Consider the following 17064-nt stretch of genomic DNA (forward strand, 5'->3'; position numbering starts at 1 on the left):
ACGAGTGCGTTCACTTAAACGCCAGCGTTCATTTACTAGCCCTGAACTCGTTGTAGCGCAAGGAACCGCTTTCGCCCATGCTCTGGATCGCCATCAGAATGCTCACCGGCGACAGGCAGAAATTCTTCGGGCTGGTGTTCGGCATCGCGTTCTCAACGCTCCTCATCACGCAGCAGCTTTCGATTTTTATCAATCTGCTCGAACGCGGTGCGAGCGCCGTCTACGACATCAAGACCAACGACATCTGGGTGATGGACAAAGTCAGCCGCACGTCCGACGTCGCCTACCCGATGCCCGCGACCGCGCTCGAAAAGGTGCGCGGCGTCCCCGGTGTGAAATGGGCGGTGCCGCATATGCGCAGCTCGGCGGCGATCCGCACGCCCGAAGGCGATCTTGAAGGTGTCACCGTCGTCGGAGTCGACGACACCACCCTGATCGGCCTGCCCGAGAACATGATCGAGGGCGACCGCGCATCGCTCGCGGCGCCAGACAGCGTCTTCATCGACGATGTCGGCGCTACCCGCCTCTTTCCGCCCGGCGAAGACTTTATCGGCGCACGCCTCGAACTCAATGACCGGCGCGCGGTGATCCGCGGCGTGACCGACAGCACGCCCACCTTCACCAGCCAGGTCACCCTCACGACGCGCTACTCCAATGCGCTCGCCTATGTGCCGGGGCAGCGCAACCGGCTCAGCTTCATCCTGGTCAAGGCCAGCGACGGCGAGGATCTCGACGCGCTCACCGACCGCATCGAAGCGCAGACCGGGCTGCGCGCGCGCACGCGCGATGAATTTGCGCAGGACGGTATCGACTTCATCATCGAGAATACCGGCATCCCGCTGAACTTCGGGATCACCGTACTGCTCGGTTTCATTGTCGGCATCGCTATCGTCGGGCTGACCTTCAGCCTCTTCATCCGCGACAATGTCAAGCAATTCGGCGCGCTCAAGGCGATCGGCGTGCATAACGGCAAGATTGCCCGCATGGTCGCCGCCCAAGCGCTACTGGTCGGCTTCATCGGCTATGCGTTCGGTGTTCTTGGCGCGACACTCTTCTTCGAAATATTCGACGATCCCACCTTCAAGGGCTTCTACACACCCTGGTGGATCCCCGTCCTCAGTCTGGTGTCCGTCGCGGTCATCATCTCGGTCACCGCCTATGTCGCGCTGCGCGGGGTGCTCAAGACCGAACCTGCGGCGGTGTTCAGATGAGCGCGAATATCACTACTGCGGGTGCGACCGCCATTTGCGCTCGCGGCATCACGCGCGACTTCACGGCGGGCGAGCAAACCCTTCGTGTCCTCCACGGCATCGACGTCGATATTCGCAAGGGCGAGCTGACCTACGTCGTCGGCGAATCCGGGTCGGGCAAGACGACGCTGATCTCGATCATGTGCGGGATCCTCTGGCCCACCGAAGGCGAGGTCAAGGTATTCGGCACCGACATTTACAGCCTGACCGATCGCCAGCTGGTCGACTTCCGGCTCAACAATATCGGCTTTATTTTCCAGCAGTATAACCTGATCCCCACGATTGACGCGGCGTCCAATGCCGCGGTGCCGCTGATCGCGCAGGGCATGGATCGCCTCGAAGCGCGCCAGCACGGCATTGCGATGCTCGAAAAGCTCAACATGGGCGATCAAGTCGACAAACTTCCCAGCCAGCTTTCAGGCGGCCAGCAGCAGCGCGTCGCCATCGCCCGCGCCCTAGTTCACGAACCTGCGCTCGTCGTGTGCGACGAGCCCACCGCGGCGCTCGATGCCAAGTCGGGCCGCCGCGTAATGGACCTGCTGCGCGAAGTGGCGGTCGCCGAAGACCGTGCCTGCATCATCGTTACCCACGACAACCGCGTGTTCGATCTCGCGGACCGGATCCTCGTCCTCGAGGACGGACGGATCACCCATGACGGCACCGACATGCCGGAGGATGAATAATGCCCCAACTCAGCTTTTCCCGCCAAGTCCTGCCCGCGCTTGCCCTGATCGGCATATTGGTCGCAGTATTTTTCATCGTCATCCAGGCGCCCGACCGCAGCCAGGCCGAGGCCGAGGAGACTCCAGCGCGTGTCGATGGCGAACTTGCCAGCCAGCCGCGCGTGGCGGGATCCGGGGTCGTCGAACCATCGAGCGAAGTCATCGAGATCGGCACCGCGATTGGCGGGCTCGTAAACACCGTTTTCGTGGCGCCGGGCGAACGCGTCACCAAGGGCCAGCCGCTGTTCCGCGTCGACACGCGCAATCTCCAGGCCCGGGTGACCGAAGCACGCGCTGCGATCGTCCGCGCCGAGGCCGCCATTGCCGAAGCGCGCGCTGCGGAGAGCACGGCGCAGCGCCAGCTCGCTTTGTATCGCAACATCGATGACCCGCTTGCCGTCAGCCGCGCCGAAATCATCAACGCCGAGGGCAATGCCAGCGCCGCGCGCTCGCGCCGCCAACTCGCCGAGGCCGAGTTACGCGCCGCCCGAGCAGCGTTGAACAGCGCGCAAACCGAATCCGATCGCGCCATCGTCCGCGCACCCATCTCGGGCGAAATCCTGCGCGTCGACGTGCGTCCCGGCGAATTGGTCAATGCCGGCCCCGGCGGCGGCGGTCCCTATATCCGCATGGGCGAGACCAATCCGCTCCACGTTCGTATCGACGTCGACGAGGACGAAGCGGTTCGCCTGAAGATGGGGGCACCCGCGATCGTGTCGCCGCGCGGCGGTGCCCAGCAACGCGTCGAAGCCGCTTTCGTGCGCGCCGAACCACTCGTCGTTCCCAAGCAGAGCCTGACGAATTCGGCCAGTGAGCGGGTCGACGTGCGCGTGCTGCAACTGATCTACCGCCTGCCGCAAGACGCCCCCGCTTCATTCCGCGTTGGGCAGCAGGTGGACGCATTCATCGCGGCCGAGGAACCGGGCCAATGAAGCCGCTATACGCTGCTGCATTGACGCTGGCGCTCGGCGCTTGTGCCGCGGGCCCGGGAGATCTCCCCAACGCGAGTGATGTCACTTTGCCGCAAGCCTTTACGTTCGCTGATAATGCGTCGGCCGAGGCTGACGTCGCCGACCTTCTCCCCGACGATCCAGCATTCGACGCGTTAGCTCGTTCAGCGCTGGCCCGATCGCCCACACTGGGGGCCGCGCTTGCGCGCATTGATATCGCCCGCGCCGGTGCCGCCCGGGCCGGCGCGGAGCGGATGCCTGCAATCGGCTATGATGCCGGGTTAGGCGCCGCGCGCACCAATCCCGACCAGTTCGGCGCCGACCTGCCGCCAGGGGCCGCTTTCGACACCGAGCGCGTTTCCTATTCGGCCAATCTGACCGCGCGTTGGGACGCCGACCTGTTCGGCGCGCTACGCGCATCCGAGCGGGCCGCCGAGGCGCGCCTCGATGCGGCCAGCGCCGATGCCGCCGCCGTGCGGCTTGCCCTGGTCTCGGAGATTGGCGGCGCCGTGATCGACTGGCGCACGCTCGCCGCGCGCGAAGCGGCATTGGCCGCCGATCTTGAAAGCGCAGCTGCGATTGCCCGTCTTGCCGGCGTCCGCGAAAATGCCGGCATCGCGCCGGGCGCTGATCGTATCCGTGCGCAAGCGCAGGCCGCTGCCAGCCGCTCGCGCATCGCCGCACTTGCCAGCGAACGCGCACGCATCATCGGACGCCTCGTCGCCTTGACCGCGCTGCCAGCCGACGACATTCGCGCCGCGCTCGCGGTCGATGCCGAGCAATCCGCGCTTTCCCCCGCCCCGGCAGCGCTTCCCTCCACGCTGCTCATCGCGCGTCCCGACATCGTTGCCGCATCATACCGCCTTATGGCTGCCGATGCGGAGGTAGCCGTTGCCGCAGCACATCGATTCCCGCGGCTCAACCTTTCTGCCGGTATTGGCCTGCTCGCCTTTGCGCTCGGTGACATCTTCGATGCCGACAGCGTCATTGGTAACGCGGCCGCCGGCATCGCCGGGCCGTTGCTCGATTTCGGGCGCATCGAAGCTGCCATCGATGCCGCGGAGGGCCAGACATTGCAGGCGTTCCAGCAGTATCGCGATGCCGTGTTCACCGCGCTCGGCGATGCGGAGAGTGCCTATGCGCTGATTGCCGCTACCGATGCCCAAGCCGCCGCCGCGCGCGAAGAAGCGGCGCTGGCGGCGCGCGCCGCAACGCTGGCGGAAACACGCTACCGCGCCGGTCTCGACAATTTCCTTAGCGCTCTTGAAGCCCGCCGCGCAGCCGATGCCAGCGGCGACCGCGCGGCTGCCGCCCGGGGACGGGCACAGCGCGCACGCCTTTTATTGTGGCAGGCGCTTGGTGGCAGCGCGCTCGATTAGGTCTGGGTCGCCCGCGCGATCGTCTGGGTCAGACGTTCGGCGCTGCACGGCTTGGCGCAAAAAAACGACCCCGGGAAACGCTTCTCGAGATCTTCGGGTTTGGCATGGCCGCTGTGAAACACGATCGGGATGTTCCTGAGCCGCAACTGTTCGGCCAGCAACATCACGTCTTCGCCATCCAGCTGCACATCGAGAACGGCCGCGTCGGGCATGCGCAAGTCATCGGCAAGGTCGCACAGCGCTTCGCTCACACTGACGTGCGGGCCGAGCACCTCGTAGCCTTCATCTTCGAGCATGTGCTGCAAATCCATCGCGATGACGAATTCGTCTTCGACGACCATAATCGTGTTGGGATGGTCATTAGTCATGGCAACGCCATTCACTGTGCTGATATCGGCCCCCTGTATTCGCCTCAACCTGCAGCGCGACGCGTACCCCGGAATGCGCTCCAAAGAATAAGAACACGCCGCCTACGGAAACGGTTCCCGCCCGCAATGCGAAATGCGCGACGGAAACAAAAAAACCGCCTTGCGGCGGCTTATTTGCGGCTGGCGGAGACGGAGGGATTCGAACCCTCGATACGGGGATTACCCGTATGCCGCTTTAGCAAAGCGGTGGTTTCAGCCACTCACCCACGTCTCCGGTGCCTTGGCTAGGGGCGACCCACTAGCGAAGGTTTGACCAAGGTTCAATGGGGAGCTTTTGTCATTCGCCGTGCGTTCAGCACCCGACACAGCCGCAAACTCGCCCGGGAGGCGTAACAATGCCCTATTCGCCTGACGATACCGTCATGGATGACAGTTTCGAAGATAACGGCCTGTTGGCCGTTTTTCCCGAGGCGCTTGCCGATAAGATGCGCAAGGATGCGACCTTCGTGACGCTGGAAGCGGGCGACGTGCTGTTCAGCGCAGGCGATACGATCAAATATACCTATTTCCCGCTCGCGCCGACGGTCATCTCCCTGATCATCGAACTCGATGACAATCGCCGCGTCGAAGCGGCTTCGATCGGCCAGGAGGGCGCCATCGGCGGGATCGTCAGTTGCGGCGACCTCCCCGCCTTCACGCGCGCCGAGGTGCAGGTCGGTGGCCGCGCAATGCGCCTGCCACTCCAAACAATCGAAGATGCCAAGCAATCGAGCCGCTTCTTGCGCGAACTCTATTGCCGCTACGCCGATTACCTGCTCGCCCAAGTGATGCAGTCTGTTGCCTGCAACGCGTTTCACCCCATCGAGGCCCGCGCCGCGCGCTGGTTGCTGACCGCGCGCGATCGTGCAGGAGACAGCCTCGCCCTGACGCAGGAAGCGCTGGCCAGCTTGCTGGGCGTGCAGCGCACCACGGTCAACGCTGCGGCCAAGCAGCTGCAACACGAGGGCCTGATCGAATATCGCCGCGGCCGCGTCGAAATCCGCGATGTCGACAAGCTGCGCGAGCGCACCTGCGACTGCTATGGACGCGTGGAAAGGCATCGCGCCGCCGTGCTGGGCGGCACCGAGGCGCATTGGATCTCAGACTGTGCGGATTAACCGCCGCCGCGTCAGCTAGCCGACGAATTTCCAGGGAATGGTTTGCCCAGCCCGGAACGGCACCAGCGGATCATCACCATTTTCGATCATATCAGGGATGACATTGTCGACCTTTTCGAGCGTCACCGTGCCCTCGTTGAGCGGCAGTCCGTAAAATGCCGGGCCATGCTCGCTGGCAAATCCTTCGAGCCGGTCGAGCACGCCTTCCTCCTCGAATACCTGCGCATAGCATTCAAGCGCATGCGGGGCATTGAAGATGCCGGCGCAGCCGCAGGCGCTTTCCTTGGCATGACGCGGGTGCGGGGCGCTGTCAGTGCCAAGAAAGAATTTGGGATCGCCCGACGTCGCCGCGGCGCGCACCGCGAGCCGATGCCTCTCGCGCTTCACTACCGGCAGGCAATAGGCATGCGGCCGCAGGCCCCCTTCAAACAGCGCGTTGCGGTTGAGCATGAGGTGCTGGGGCGTGATCGTGGCGGCCACGTTGGCAGGTGCCGACAGCACGAAATCGACCGCGTCCTTGGTCGTGATATGTTCAAAGACCACCTTGAGATCGGGGAAGATGGCGATCAGCGGCAGCAATATCTCGTCGATGAAGCGTGCCTCGCGGTCGAACACGTCGACATCGCTGCCCGTGACTTCGCCGTGGACGCAAAGCGGCATACCGATCGCCTCCATGCGGTCGAGCACACCGTGCAGATTGGCGACATCGGTAACGGCGCTGTCCGAATTGGTCGTCGCGCCTGCCGGGTAAAGCTTGGCCGCTGTCCACACGCCGTCGCGGTGGCCGGTCTCCACTTCGTCAGCCGAAATATTGTCGGTCAGGTAAGCGGTCATCAGCGGCGTGAAGCTCATGCCGTCAGGCACCGCGGCCATGATCCGCTTTCGATATTCGCGCGCCGCATGGATGCTCGTCACCGGGGGCACAAGGTTGGGCATCACGATGGCGCGTTCGAACTGGCGCGCGGTGAAAGGCACGACCCGCTCCATCATCGCGCCGTCGCGAAAATGGAGGTGCCAGTCGTCGGGGCGGCGGATGATGAGCTGCATGGCCATTGCCTTAGGGCGGGCCGCTCCCTAGCTCAAGCAGCATGACGACACTGACTGACCGCGCCGTTCTCCGCCTGTCGGGCGAGGGCGTGACCGACTTCCTGCAAGGCCTCGTGACCAACAATGTCGCAGCCGATCTGCCCGTCTGGGCCGGCCTGCTGACGCCGCAAGGAAAGTGCCTGTTCGACTTCATCGTGTGGGCCGACGGCGAGGACCGAATGCTCGATTGCGAGGCGGATGCCGCAGATGACCTCGCCAAACGCCTCACCCTTTATCGCCTGCGCCGCCCGATCACGATCGAGCGCGACGAGAGCCTCGCCGTTCACTGGTCGCGCAATGGCGACGAGGGCAGTCAGGATCCGCGCCACCCCGCCCTCGGCAAGCGCTGGCTGGCGCCCGCGACCGAAGCTGCCGAAGGCTGGATCGCGCATCGGCTGTCGCTAGGCGTGTGCGAGGGTCGCGCCGAACTGGAAAACCTGCTCTGGCTCGAAACCAACGCTGGCGAACTCAATGGTGTCGATTTCAAGAAAGGCTGCTTCGTCGGCCAGGAAAATACCGCGCGCATGAACTGGCGAAGCAAGGTCAATCGCCGCCTCTTCGTGGTCGAAGGCGCGCATGAGAAAGCGCGCGCAACCTACCCTGACCTCAACCGTTCTGTGGTGCACGCGCGCATCGATTCCATCCCGGACGATGCGCAGATCCCCGACTGGCTCAAGGACGCGCTCCCATCCTGATCTCGCTCCTCGCTTTCCAGGACATCGTGGTCACCGGGCGCGGCCTCGCCGAGGACGACCCGTCGCACCACGAAATCGCTATCGAGGACACCGATCTTGCAGCAAGCGGGCGGCTCGAAGACGTGCTGGGCGACGTCGCGGGGCTTGCCGCCTTCCGCCGCTCGGACGGCCGCTCGGCCAGTCCGACGAGCCAGGGCCTGACGCTGCGCGGGCTCGGCGGGAATGCCGCCGCGCGTGTCACGCTGACCGTCGATGGCGTACCGCTTGCCGACCCGTTCGGCGGTTGGCTCAACCTGTCGAGCATCGATCTGGCCGCCATCGATCGCATCCGCGTCACGCGCGGCGGCGGGGTCGACGGGCTTGCTGGCAATGTCTCCATCGACACGCTTGACGACACCGATCTTGGCGCGGGGTTGTTTTACGGCAGCCGCGACAGCATCGATGCGCACGTGCGCGGCGGCGCCAACATCGGGCAAGCGCGGCTGCTGTTCGCAGGCGGCATCCAGGCGGGCGATGGATTTATCCCTATCGTCGAAGAGGATCGCGGCCTTGCCGACCGACCCTCGCCTTACGAACAATATGCCGGCCGCGTGCGCTTTCTCGCGCCGATTGGCGGCGCCAGCCTGCAAGCCAACCTGTCGGCTTTTCAAGATCGGCGCGAACGCGGTTTCGAAGGATCGGACAATGTTGCGCAAGGGGTCGATGCCTCGCTGCGCATGGTCGGCGACGACTGGTCGCTGACCGCATATTGGCAGGACCGCCAGTTCGAAAACGCCTTTGCCGCGCTCGACGACACGCGCGACAATACACGCCCCGTGCTCGACCAGTTCGATGTGCCTTCGACCGGCCTTGGCGCAGCCGCAGCCTATAAAGGCAGCGCGGGCCCGCTTGACTGGCGCATCGGCGCGGACATTCGTCATGTCGAGGGCGAGACCAACGAGCTTTATTTCTTCCAGGGCGTCACCCCGACGCGCCAGCGCGAAGCAGGCGGCTCCAGCCTGACTGCAGGCCTCTATGCAAAGACCGACTCGACGCTGGGCGCTGCACTTGTCGAAGCCGATGCGCGATTCGATTTCTGGGAGATCGGCGAAGGGGGTTTGCAAGAGACCAATATCGATGGCCCGCAGATCCGCGATGACCAATTCGATGCCCGCAGCGGCACCGATTTCAGCGGTCGGCTCGGCGTTTCCGCCCCGCTCGGAGAGACCGTCACGGGGCGCGCCGCGCTGACCCGTGGCTTCCGCCTACCCACGCTCAACGAGCTGTTCCGCCCCTTCCGCATTGGTCGCGACGCCTTTGCCGCCAACGCAATGCTCGAGCCCGAGATCGCCAACGGACTGGAAGCCGGTATCGACCTTTCCGACGACGCATTGACGCTGTCGGCCACTGCATTTTGGACACGGCTTGAAAATCCCGTCACCAACGTCCCGCTCGACACCGGCCCGGGTCTGTTCCCTGGCGTCGGCTTCGTGCCGGGCACCTACAGCCAGCGTCGCAACCTTGATGCCATTGAAAGCTACGGCGTCGAATTCGATGCCGCCTATCGCACCGGGCCTTGGCAGCTACGCGCCAGCTACGCCTTTACCGATGCGACCATCACCGCGAGCGGCGAGGAAGCAGCACTCGACGGCCTCACCCCCGCCCAAACCCCGCGCCATAGCGCTAGCGCCACCGCGGGCTGGGAGGATGACGGCCACGCGTTCGCGCTTACCGCGCACTATGCCGGTGAACGCTTCGACGAAGTCGACAACAGCGTCAAACTCAACGACGCGATTACCTTTGACGCCGTCGCGCGCTATCCGATCACCGACCGGCTTACCCTATCCTTGCGCGCCGAGAATATTTTCGATGCCGAAATCCTTGCCGACATAGATGGGGCCGGCACGCGCGAACGCGCCCGGCCCCAAACATTCTGGATCGGCCTCGTAATCGACTAGGCGGCCAGTTTCCTCAGCACGTAGTGCAGGATTCCCGAGTTCTTGAAATATTCGAGCTCGTTGCCGGTATCGATGCGGCAGGTCACGGTGAAGTTCACCGTCTCGCCATTAGCGCGGGTCGCTTCGACCTCGACATCCTGCTGCGGCTTGAGATCGGCAAGGCCCTTGATCGTGAAGGTCTCGCTGCCGTCGAACCCGAACGTGTCGGCGCCTTCGCCATCCTTGAACTGCAGCGGCAGCACGCCCATCCCGATCAGGTTGGAACGGTGGATGCGTTCAAAGCTCTTGACGATGACCGCGCGCACGCCCTGCAGGATCGTGCCCTTGGCGGCCCAGTCACGCGATGAACCCGTGCCATATTCCTTGCCGGCCAGCACGATCAGCGGCGTGCCCTGGCTCATATAGGCCATGGCGGCATCGTACATCGGTTTCACATCGCCATTGGGGCCCTTGGTGAAGCCGCCTTCGACATCGTCGAGCATCTGGTTCTTGATGCGGATGTTGGCAAAAGTGCCGCGCATCATGACCTCGTGATTGCCGCGGCGCGCGCCATAGCTGTTGAATTCGGCGCGCTCGACACCCTTGGCCTGCAGATAGGCACCAGCCGGACTGTCCGCCTTGATCGCGCCCGCGGGCGAAATGTGGTCTGTGGTGATGCTGTCGCCGAACACCGCGAGCGGCTTTGCGCCAACGATGTCGCTGAGCGTACCCGGCGTTGGATCCATGTCCTGGAAGTAAGGCGGGTTCTGGATGTAGGTCGAGCCGTCGGGCCAGTCGTAGGTCGCGCCGCCCGATACCTCGATTGCCTGCCACCGCTCGTCCCCCTTGTAGACGTCGGCATAACGGCTGCGGAACATGTCTTCGTTGACATGATCGCGCACCAGCGCCTCGATCTCGGCGTTCGACGGCCAGATGTCCTTCAGATAGACGTCCTTGCCATTCTTGTCCTGCCCGATGGCGCAGGTCGTGATGTCGTCGCGCGTGTTGCCGAGCAGCGCGTATGCGACCACCAGCGGGGGCGAGGCGAGATAGTTGGCGCGCACGTCTTGGCTGACGCGGCCTTCGAAGTTGCGGTTGCCCGACAGCACCGAGCAGGCGACGAGGTCATGCTCGTTGATCGCCTTGCTGATCGGCGCGGGCAGCGGGCCCGAGTTGCCGATGCAGGTGGTGCAGCCATAGCCGACCAGGTCAAAGCCGATGGCATTGAGGTCGTCGCTGAGTCCGGCCTTGTCGAGATAGTCGGTCACGACCTGGCTGCCCGGCGCAAGCGAGGTTTTCACCCACGGCTTGCGCGTCAGGCCAAGCTCGCGCGCCTTCTTGGCGACGAGGCCGGCGGCGATCATCACGTCAGGGTTCGACGTGTTGGTGCAACTGGTGATCGCAGCGATCACGACATCTCCGTCGGTGATGCCATAGTCTTCGCCCTCGACCGGGACGTCCGCGCCCTTGCCGCCATCATATTGCGTGTCGATCAGCTTCTTGAATTCGCTCGCCATGTCGGACAGCAGCACGCGGTCCTGCGGGCGCTTGGGGCCGGCAAGGCTCGGCATGACGCTGGTCATGTCGAGTTCGAGCGTGTCGGTGAACACCGGATCGGGAGTCGAGCTGTCGCGCCACATGCCCTGTGCCTGGCAATAGGCTTTCACGAGGCCGCACGCCTCGCCGCGGCCGGTCAGGCGCATATAGTCGAGCGTGCGCTCGTCAATCGGGAAGAAGCCGCAGGTGGCGCCATATTCGGGCGCCATGTTGGCGATGGTCGCGCGGTCGGCGAGGCTCAGCGCATCGAGGCCCGGGCCATAGAACTCGACGAAGCGGCCGACGACACCCTTTTCGCGCAGCATCTGTACCACGGTGAGCACCAGATCGGTCGCGGTCACGCCTTCGGCAAGGTCGCCGTCCAAACGGAAGCCGACCACTTCGGGTACCAGCATCGAAATGGGCTGGCCCAGCATCGCGGCTTCGGCTTCGATACCGCCAACACCCCAGCCGAGCACGCCCAGACCATTGACCATCGTCGTGTGGCTGTCGGTGCCGACCAGCGTGTCGGGATAGGCGATCATGTCGCCCGCGGGGCTCTGGCTGCTCCAGACGCCCTGCGCGATATATTCGAGATTCACCTGGTGGCAGATACCCGTGCCCGGCGGCACCACCTTGAAATTGTCGAACGCGGTCGACCCCCACTTGAGGAACTCGTAGCGCTCCCGGTTGCGCTCATATTCGCGCTCGACATTCTTTTCGAATGCCATCGGCGTGCCGAATTCGTCGACCATCACCGAATGATCGATGACGAGGTGGACCGGCACCTGCGGGTTGATCTTCTGCGGATCACCGCCAAGCGCCTTGATGCCATCGCGCATCGCGGCGAGGTCGACCACGGCGGGAACGCCGGTGAAGTCCTGCATCAGCACGCGCGCGGGGCGATACTGGATTTCGCGGTTGAGACGCTTTTCCTTCTGCCAGTCGGCAATCGCCTGCACGTCATCGGTGGTGACCGTGTCGCCATCCTCGAAGCGCAGCATGTTTTCGAGCAGCACCTTCATCGAGAAAGGCAGGCGCGAAACGTCGCCCACTTTTTCCGCCGCCTTGGCGAGCGAGAAATAGGTGAAAGTCTTGCCGTCAATGTCGAGCGTCGAGCGCGTGCCGAGCGTGTCCTGGCCGATGGCGGTCATAAGGTCTCCTCAAGGATACGAGTCGTTTTTCGGGCACTGGGGGGCCCGTTTGGAGGCGCGTCTAGCAAATGCGGGCGCGCTTACAAAGGCTCGATGATCTACGAATGGCGCCCTGATGTCGCCCAATCGCCCTCAAATCGGGCCATGTCGACGGCAAGTGACTGAAAATTATGCTATAGTTCGATCATGCAAGAGCGAGATTCAGCCTTTTTCGCCAAGCGCGCCGCCGAAGCCCGCGCCACGGCGGAGCACAAAGGCGGCGGCCGCGATGCCCGCGTCGCCGGCCACCTCGCGCTCGCTTACGAAGCGCTCGCGCGTGCCAAGAAAAAGCATGAAGGTTTGTCGGACAACTAAGCCGTTCATCCGCGGTTCGGCGATGCAGCTTTAACCGGCACGACATGAATACTGCTCTCACCGCCGCCCTTGGCGCGGCGACGCTCGCTTTTTCCACGCCCGCCCACGCCGATGAGATTTTCGGTGGATTGCTGGTGCATGATGTCAAAACGCCGCTGACCCTAAGCGGCCTCGAGGGCGGTATCGATCTCCAGGCCGGATGGCGCGGCGGCAAGATCCTCGGCACGCCGATCCAGCCTTATGTGTTCGGATCGCTGCATAGCGCGGGCCAAACCCATTTCGCCGCAGCGGGCCTCTCCGCCAAATTTGGCGAAGAAATCTACATACGCCCCGGCATCGGGCTGGCGATCCATAGCGGTTCGGACGAGCAATTTGTCATCGGCGACGATCAGATCGCGTTCGGCAGCCGCATTCTGATCGAACCCGAACTATCGATCGGCACGCGTCTCAATGACAGTCTGTCGATAGAAGCCAGCTGGATCCACCTTAGCCACGGCCAGTTTTTCAGCGGGCAGAATCCCGGCATGGATTCGATCGGGCTGCGCGCGAACCTCGCTTTTTAGCGTCCCAGCATATTCTCGGGACGCACGACGCGGTCGAACGTCTCTTCGTCGACCAAGCCGAGTTCAAGGCCAGCCTCTTTGAGCGTCTGGCCTTTTTCGTGCGCATATTTGGCGATCTTGGCGGCATTGTCGTAGCCGATCTCCGGCGCCAGCGCGGTCACCAGCATCAGCGACCGGTCGACCAGTTCCTTGATGCGATCTTCATTGGCCTCGATGCCGTCGACGCAGCGCTCGGCGAAGCTCACCATGCCCGTTGCCATCAGATCGATCGAGCGCAGCACGTTGGCGCCGATCAGCGGCATGAACACGTTGAGTTCGAAATGCCCCTGCGCCCCGCCGATCGTGACGGCCTGCTGGTTGCCCATCACCTGCGCGGCGACCATCGTCAGGCTCTCGCACTGAGTCGGATTGACCTTGCCCGGCATGATCGAGCTGCCCGGCTCGTTTGCCGGCAGGCTGAGTTCGCCGAGCCCCGAGCGCGGGCCCGAGCCGAGGAAACGGATGTCGTTGGCGATCTTGTTTAGCGCGACCGCGAGCGCGTTGAGCGCGCCGTGGAAGAACACCATTCCGTCCTTGGCGGCGAGCTGCTCGAATTTGTTGGGCGCGTCCTCGAAATCCATGCCGGTGATGGCCGAGATTTCTGCCGTCATGTCGCCCGACCATTCTTCGGGCGCGTTCAGGCCGGTGCCCACCGCGGTGCCACCGATTGCGAGCTTCATGATATTGCCCTTGAGCGCGCCTTCGATCCGCGCCTTCGCGCTGACCAGCTGCGCGACGTAGCCGGAGAATTCCTGCCCCAGCGTCAGCGGCGTCGCGTCTTGCGTGTGGGTGCGACCGATCTTGACGATATGGTCGAACGCCTCGGCCTTTGCCCGAAGCGACTTGGTCAGCTGGTCAAGCGCGGGCAGCAACGCGTCGCGCGTCGCCAGCGCGGTCGATACGTGCAGCGCGGTCGGGAAACTGTCGTTCGACGACTGGCTCATGTTGACATGATCGTTGGGATGCACCGGGCTCTTGCCGCCGCGGGTCCCCGCCAGTTGCTCGTTGGCAATGCCCGCAAGCACTTCGTTGACGTTCATGTTGGTCTGTGTGCCCGATCCGGTCTGCCAGATCGTCAGCGGAAACTGGTCGTCATGCTTGCCCGCCGTCACCGCTTGCGCTGCCGCTTCGATCGCATCGGCAATCTTGGCATCGAGCCCGTGCTTCTTGTTCACCCGCGCCGCGGCCTGTTTGACGATGGCCTGCGCATGCACCAGCCCGATCGGCATCCGTTCACGCTCCGCAAAGGGGAAATTCTGCAGGCTACGCTGGGTCTGCGCGCCCCAGTAGGCGTCGGCAGGAACCTCGATATTCCCGATGGAATCGCTTTCGGTGCGGCTATTGGTCACGACGGTGCTCCGGTGTCGAATGAACGTGGCGCCCGCCTAACTCGCACGCACAGCGCTGTCGAGACGAAGCCTACTTCTTTTTGGTAAAATCGACCGAGACGACGTTCGACCCGTCCTCGACCGGTTCGGTCTTGGGCGCGTCGTCCTGTTCGGCTTCGGGGACGTGCGGTTCCTCATCCTCGTTGGCCTGGAACTTGAGGCTGAATTCGACCGCCGGATCGACGAAATCGGTAACCGCCGCAAAGGGGATGTTGAGGTTGGACGGCACGCCGCCAAAGCTCAATCCCACGCTGAAGCCCTCTTCCTCTACCTTGAGGTCCCAGAAGCGGTGCTGGATCACGATCGTCATTTCCTCGGGAAAGCGTTCGATCAGATGCTTGGGAATTTCCACGCCGGGATAACGCGTGCGAAAGGTGATGTAGAAGTGGTGCTGGCCCGGCAGCCCGCCATCGCTCGCAACTTCGCTCAGCACACGGCCGACCACCGCACGCAGCGCTTCCTGCACGATTTCATCATAAGGGATGAAGCTTTCGGGCGTTTCGTCGGCCATGGCTTGCCTCGTGAACCCCGCTGCCCCATGGGTCAAGACCAGACTTGGAGAAGCCCATGCCGATCGACGCCACGCTACCGTATGACAGCGACAATATCTTCGCCAAAATCGTGCGCGGGGAGCTGCCCTGCAACAAGGTCGCCGAAACCGAGCACAGTCTCGCCTTTCATGACATCAACCCGCTGGCGCCGATCCACATCCTGGTCATTCCCAAGGGAAAATATGTCAGTTGGGACGATTTTTCGGCCAAGGCGAGCGATGCCGAGATCGTCGATTTCACCCGTCTGGTCGGCAAGGTCGCGCGCGGAAATGGCTGCGTCGAGCAAGGCTACCGGCTGCTCGCCAATATCGGCAAACGCGGCGGTCAAGAGGTACCGCACCTGCACGTTCACCTGTTCGGCGGTGCGCCATTGGGGCCTATGCTTTCGGCCTAAGCCTCGCTAGACCATCGCAAATTTAGCATTTCCCGAGGGAGATTTTGAACATGGTTGGAACCACCGGAGCCGCACCTGGCCACGAAAACTGGTCAAGCCGCGCCGCCTTCATCCTGGCTGCCATCGGCTCTGCTGTTGGCCTTGGCAACCTTGTTCGCTTCCCTGCAGAAGCCGGCGCCAATGGCGGCGGCGCGTTCGTCATTTTCTACATCTTCTGCATCGTGCTGATCGGCTTGCCGGTGCTGCTTTCGGAAATCCTGATCGGCCGTCATGGCCAGGCCGCCGCGCCCCAATCGGTGCGCAAGACGGCGCGGGACAGCAATGCCTCCGAAGCCTGGTCGATCCTTGCCACGATCGGCATGATCGCGGCCTTCCTGATCCTGTGTTTCTATTCGGTGATCGGCGGCTGGGTGCTCTATTACATCGGCACCTTTGCCGGCGAGATCTTCAATAGCGGCCTTTTCTCGGGCGCCTTCCAGGGCAGGAGCGCGGAAGACGTGCAGGGCTTGATGCCCGGACTGTTCGCCAATGGATCGCTGCAGGTCATCCTGCATCTGGTTTTCATCGGCATCACGATCTTCTTCGTCGCGCGCGGCGTCAATCGCGGCATCGAATTCGTCGCCACGTGGCTGATGCCGATCTTCTTCCTGATCTTCCTGGGCATCACGATTTACGGCCTGTTCACGGGCGACTTCGGGCGCACCGCGGAATATCTCTTTACGTTCGACCTGTCCAAGCTGACGGGGCCGGTGATGCTGGCGGCGGTCGGTCAGGCCTTCTTCTCGCTGTCGCTTGGTTCGGCCATGATGATCACCTACGGCGCCTATGCCGGACGCGACATCAATCTCGCCAAGACCTCGGGCATCATCGCCACCGCGGATACCTCGGTCGCGCTGCTCGCAGGCTTCGCGATTTTCCCGATCGTCTTCGCCGCCGGGCTGGACGTCAGCGCGGGTCTCGGCCTCATGTTCCAGACGCTGCCGGTTGCCTTCCAGACGATGCCAGCGGGCACGCTGATCGGCCTTCTCTTCTTCATCATGGTGTTCTTTGCCGCGCTGACCAGCGCCGTGGCGCTCCTCGAAGCGCCGACCAGCTGGGCGCTAGACAAGTTCAGGATGGGCCGCCAGCGCACCACGATGATCACTGGCGGGCTCGTATTGCTTGTGGGCGGGGTTGCCGCCCTGTCGTCGACGGTCTTTGCAGGCTGGGAGCCCCTGGGCTTCATCCCGCTCTTCGAGGGCCAGGATTTCTTCAACACGCTCGACGTGCTCACGGGCAAGGTGATGCTGCCGGTCGCGGCATTGATCACCGCCATCTTCGTCGGTTGGATCGCCGATCGTCGCCTGCTCGATGCGGAAAACGGGCTTGATGGGGCGATGCACCATATCTGGCGCTTCCTCGTCGCATGGCTGTGCCCGATCGTACTGATCGCGATCCTCGTGGTCGGCATCTTCCCGGGCATTCTCGGCTAGGCATTTTCCCGATTGCAGGCCGCGAAAGTCGGTCTAATATCGTGCTGCCCCCGGCGACCAATCTCGGTCGCCGCGGGCGGAGCTTTCCGC

General features: G+C 63.5%; 16 protein-coding genes and 1 tRNA gene. 11 read left to right on the forward strand and 6 right to left on the reverse strand.

Annotation, left to right across the window (positions count from 1 at the left end; all coding sequences use genetic code 11):
* Window positions 1–77 precede the first annotated feature (77 nt).
* Genes NUX07_RS11250 through NUX07_RS11265 form a run of 4 tightly spaced genes read left to right on the forward strand, consistent with a single transcriptional unit; the run spans window position 78 to window position 4301 of the window.
* The gene (locus tag NUX07_RS11250; protein ID WP_265530672.1) at window positions 78–1211 is read left to right on the forward strand and encodes an ABC transporter permease; all 1134 of its coding nucleotides are present in this window, start codon (window positions 78–80) and stop codon (window positions 1209–1211) included.
* Window positions 1208–1933: an ABC transporter ATP-binding protein gene (locus tag NUX07_RS11255; RefSeq protein WP_265530673.1), complete on the forward strand. Its 726-nt coding sequence runs from the start codon at window positions 1208–1210 to the stop codon at window positions 1931–1933. Before NUX07_RS11250 ends, NUX07_RS11255 begins: the two co-directional genes overlap by 4 nt.
* Window positions 1933–2904, forward strand: a complete 972-nt coding sequence (locus tag NUX07_RS11260; RefSeq protein ID WP_265530674.1) for an efflux RND transporter periplasmic adaptor subunit — start codon at window positions 1933–1935, stop codon at window positions 2902–2904. The genes NUX07_RS11255 and NUX07_RS11260 overlap by 1 nt, the downstream gene beginning before the upstream one ends.
* The gene (locus NUX07_RS11265) at window positions 2901–4301 is read left to right on the forward strand and encodes an efflux transporter outer membrane subunit (RefSeq protein ID WP_265530675.1); all 1401 of its coding nucleotides are present in this window, start codon (window positions 2901–2903) and stop codon (window positions 4299–4301) included. Before NUX07_RS11260 ends, NUX07_RS11265 begins: the two co-directional genes overlap by 4 nt.
* On the opposite strand, the gene NUX07_RS11270 is transcribed toward NUX07_RS11265, so the two are convergent.
* Complete coding sequence (locus tag NUX07_RS11270) at window positions 4298–4669, reverse strand: response regulator (protein ID WP_265530676.1); 372 nt, start codon at window positions 4667–4669, stop codon at window positions 4298–4300. The two genes, NUX07_RS11265 and NUX07_RS11270, sit on opposite strands and share 4 nt — an antisense overlap.
* A 181-nt stretch (window positions 4670–4850) precedes the next feature.
* Window positions 4851–4943 (reverse strand) — tRNA-Ser (locus NUX07_RS11275).
* Window positions 4944–5064: 121 nt separating this feature from the next.
* Here NUX07_RS11275 and NUX07_RS11280 point away from each other — a divergent pair.
* Window positions 5065–5826, forward strand: coding sequence for a Crp/Fnr family transcriptional regulator (locus NUX07_RS11280; protein ID WP_265530677.1), 762 nt, complete (start codon window positions 5065–5067; stop codon window positions 5824–5826).
* Window positions 5827–5841: 15 nt separating this feature from the next.
* Here NUX07_RS11280 and pyrC read toward each other — a convergent pair whose 3' ends face one another.
* Window positions 5842–6879 carry a dihydroorotase gene (gene pyrC, locus NUX07_RS11285; RefSeq protein WP_265530679.1) on the reverse strand — a complete coding sequence of 346 codons (1038 nt, stop codon included), beginning with the start codon at window positions 6877–6879 and terminating at the stop codon, window positions 5842–5844.
* 35 nt (window positions 6880–6914) lie between these two features.
* Between pyrC and ygfZ the strand changes: the two genes are divergently transcribed.
* Window positions 6915–7607: a CAF17-like 4Fe-4S cluster assembly/insertion protein YgfZ gene (gene ygfZ, locus NUX07_RS11290; protein WP_265530681.1), complete on the forward strand. Its 693-nt coding sequence runs from the start codon at window positions 6915–6917 to the stop codon at window positions 7605–7607.
* Window positions 7608–7633: 26 nt separating this feature from the next.
* On the forward strand, window positions 7634–9544 hold the full coding sequence (locus NUX07_RS11295; RefSeq protein ID WP_265530682.1) for a TonB-dependent receptor: 1911 nt from the start codon (window positions 7634–7636) through the stop codon (window positions 9542–9544).
* Here the strand turns inward: NUX07_RS11295 and acnA are convergent.
* Window positions 9541–12213, reverse strand: coding sequence for an aconitate hydratase AcnA (acnA, locus tag NUX07_RS11300; protein ID WP_265530683.1), 2673 nt, complete (start codon window positions 12211–12213; stop codon window positions 9541–9543). The two genes, NUX07_RS11295 and acnA, sit on opposite strands and share 4 nt — an antisense overlap.
* A gap of 186 nt (window positions 12214–12399) precedes the next feature.
* Between acnA and NUX07_RS11305 the strand changes: the two genes are divergently transcribed.
* Entirely contained in the window at window positions 12400–12567 is a 168-nt protein-coding gene (locus NUX07_RS11305; RefSeq protein ID WP_265530684.1) for a hypothetical protein, read from the forward strand.
* Between the two features lie 44 nt (window positions 12568–12611).
* Window positions 12612–13130 (forward strand): acyloxyacyl hydrolase, encoded by a 519-nt coding sequence (locus tag NUX07_RS11310; protein WP_265530685.1) that lies wholly within the window; start codon window positions 12612–12614, stop codon window positions 13128–13130.
* On the opposite strand, the gene fumC is transcribed toward NUX07_RS11310, so the two are convergent.
* Window positions 13127–14518, reverse strand: coding sequence for a class II fumarate hydratase (fumC, locus tag NUX07_RS11315; protein WP_265530686.1), 1392 nt, complete (start codon window positions 14516–14518; stop codon window positions 13127–13129). The genes NUX07_RS11310 and fumC overlap by 4 nt on opposite strands.
* A 70-nt stretch (window positions 14519–14588) precedes the next feature.
* Window positions 14589–15068 (reverse strand): SspB family protein, encoded by a 480-nt coding sequence (locus NUX07_RS11320; protein WP_265530687.1) that lies wholly within the window; start codon window positions 15066–15068, stop codon window positions 14589–14591.
* Window positions 15069–15124: 56 nt separating this feature from the next.
* On the opposite strand from NUX07_RS11320, the gene NUX07_RS11325 reads away from it, so the two are divergent.
* Together NUX07_RS11325 and NUX07_RS11330 are read left to right on the forward strand one after the other, a co-directional pair.
* Window positions 15125–15502, forward strand: coding sequence for a histidine triad nucleotide-binding protein (locus NUX07_RS11325; protein ID WP_265530689.1), 378 nt, complete (start codon window positions 15125–15127; stop codon window positions 15500–15502).
* Between the two features lie 50 nt (window positions 15503–15552).
* The gene (locus NUX07_RS11330; protein WP_265530690.1) at window positions 15553–16974 is read left to right on the forward strand and encodes a sodium-dependent transporter; all 1422 of its coding nucleotides are present in this window, start codon (window positions 15553–15555) and stop codon (window positions 16972–16974) included.
* The last annotated feature ends 90 nt before the right edge of the window (window positions 16975–17064 follow it).

This window comes from Sphingomicrobium marinum (assembly GCF_026157105.1).
GTDB lineage: Bacteria > Pseudomonadota > Alphaproteobacteria > Sphingomonadales > Sphingomonadaceae > Sphingomicrobium > Sphingomicrobium marinum.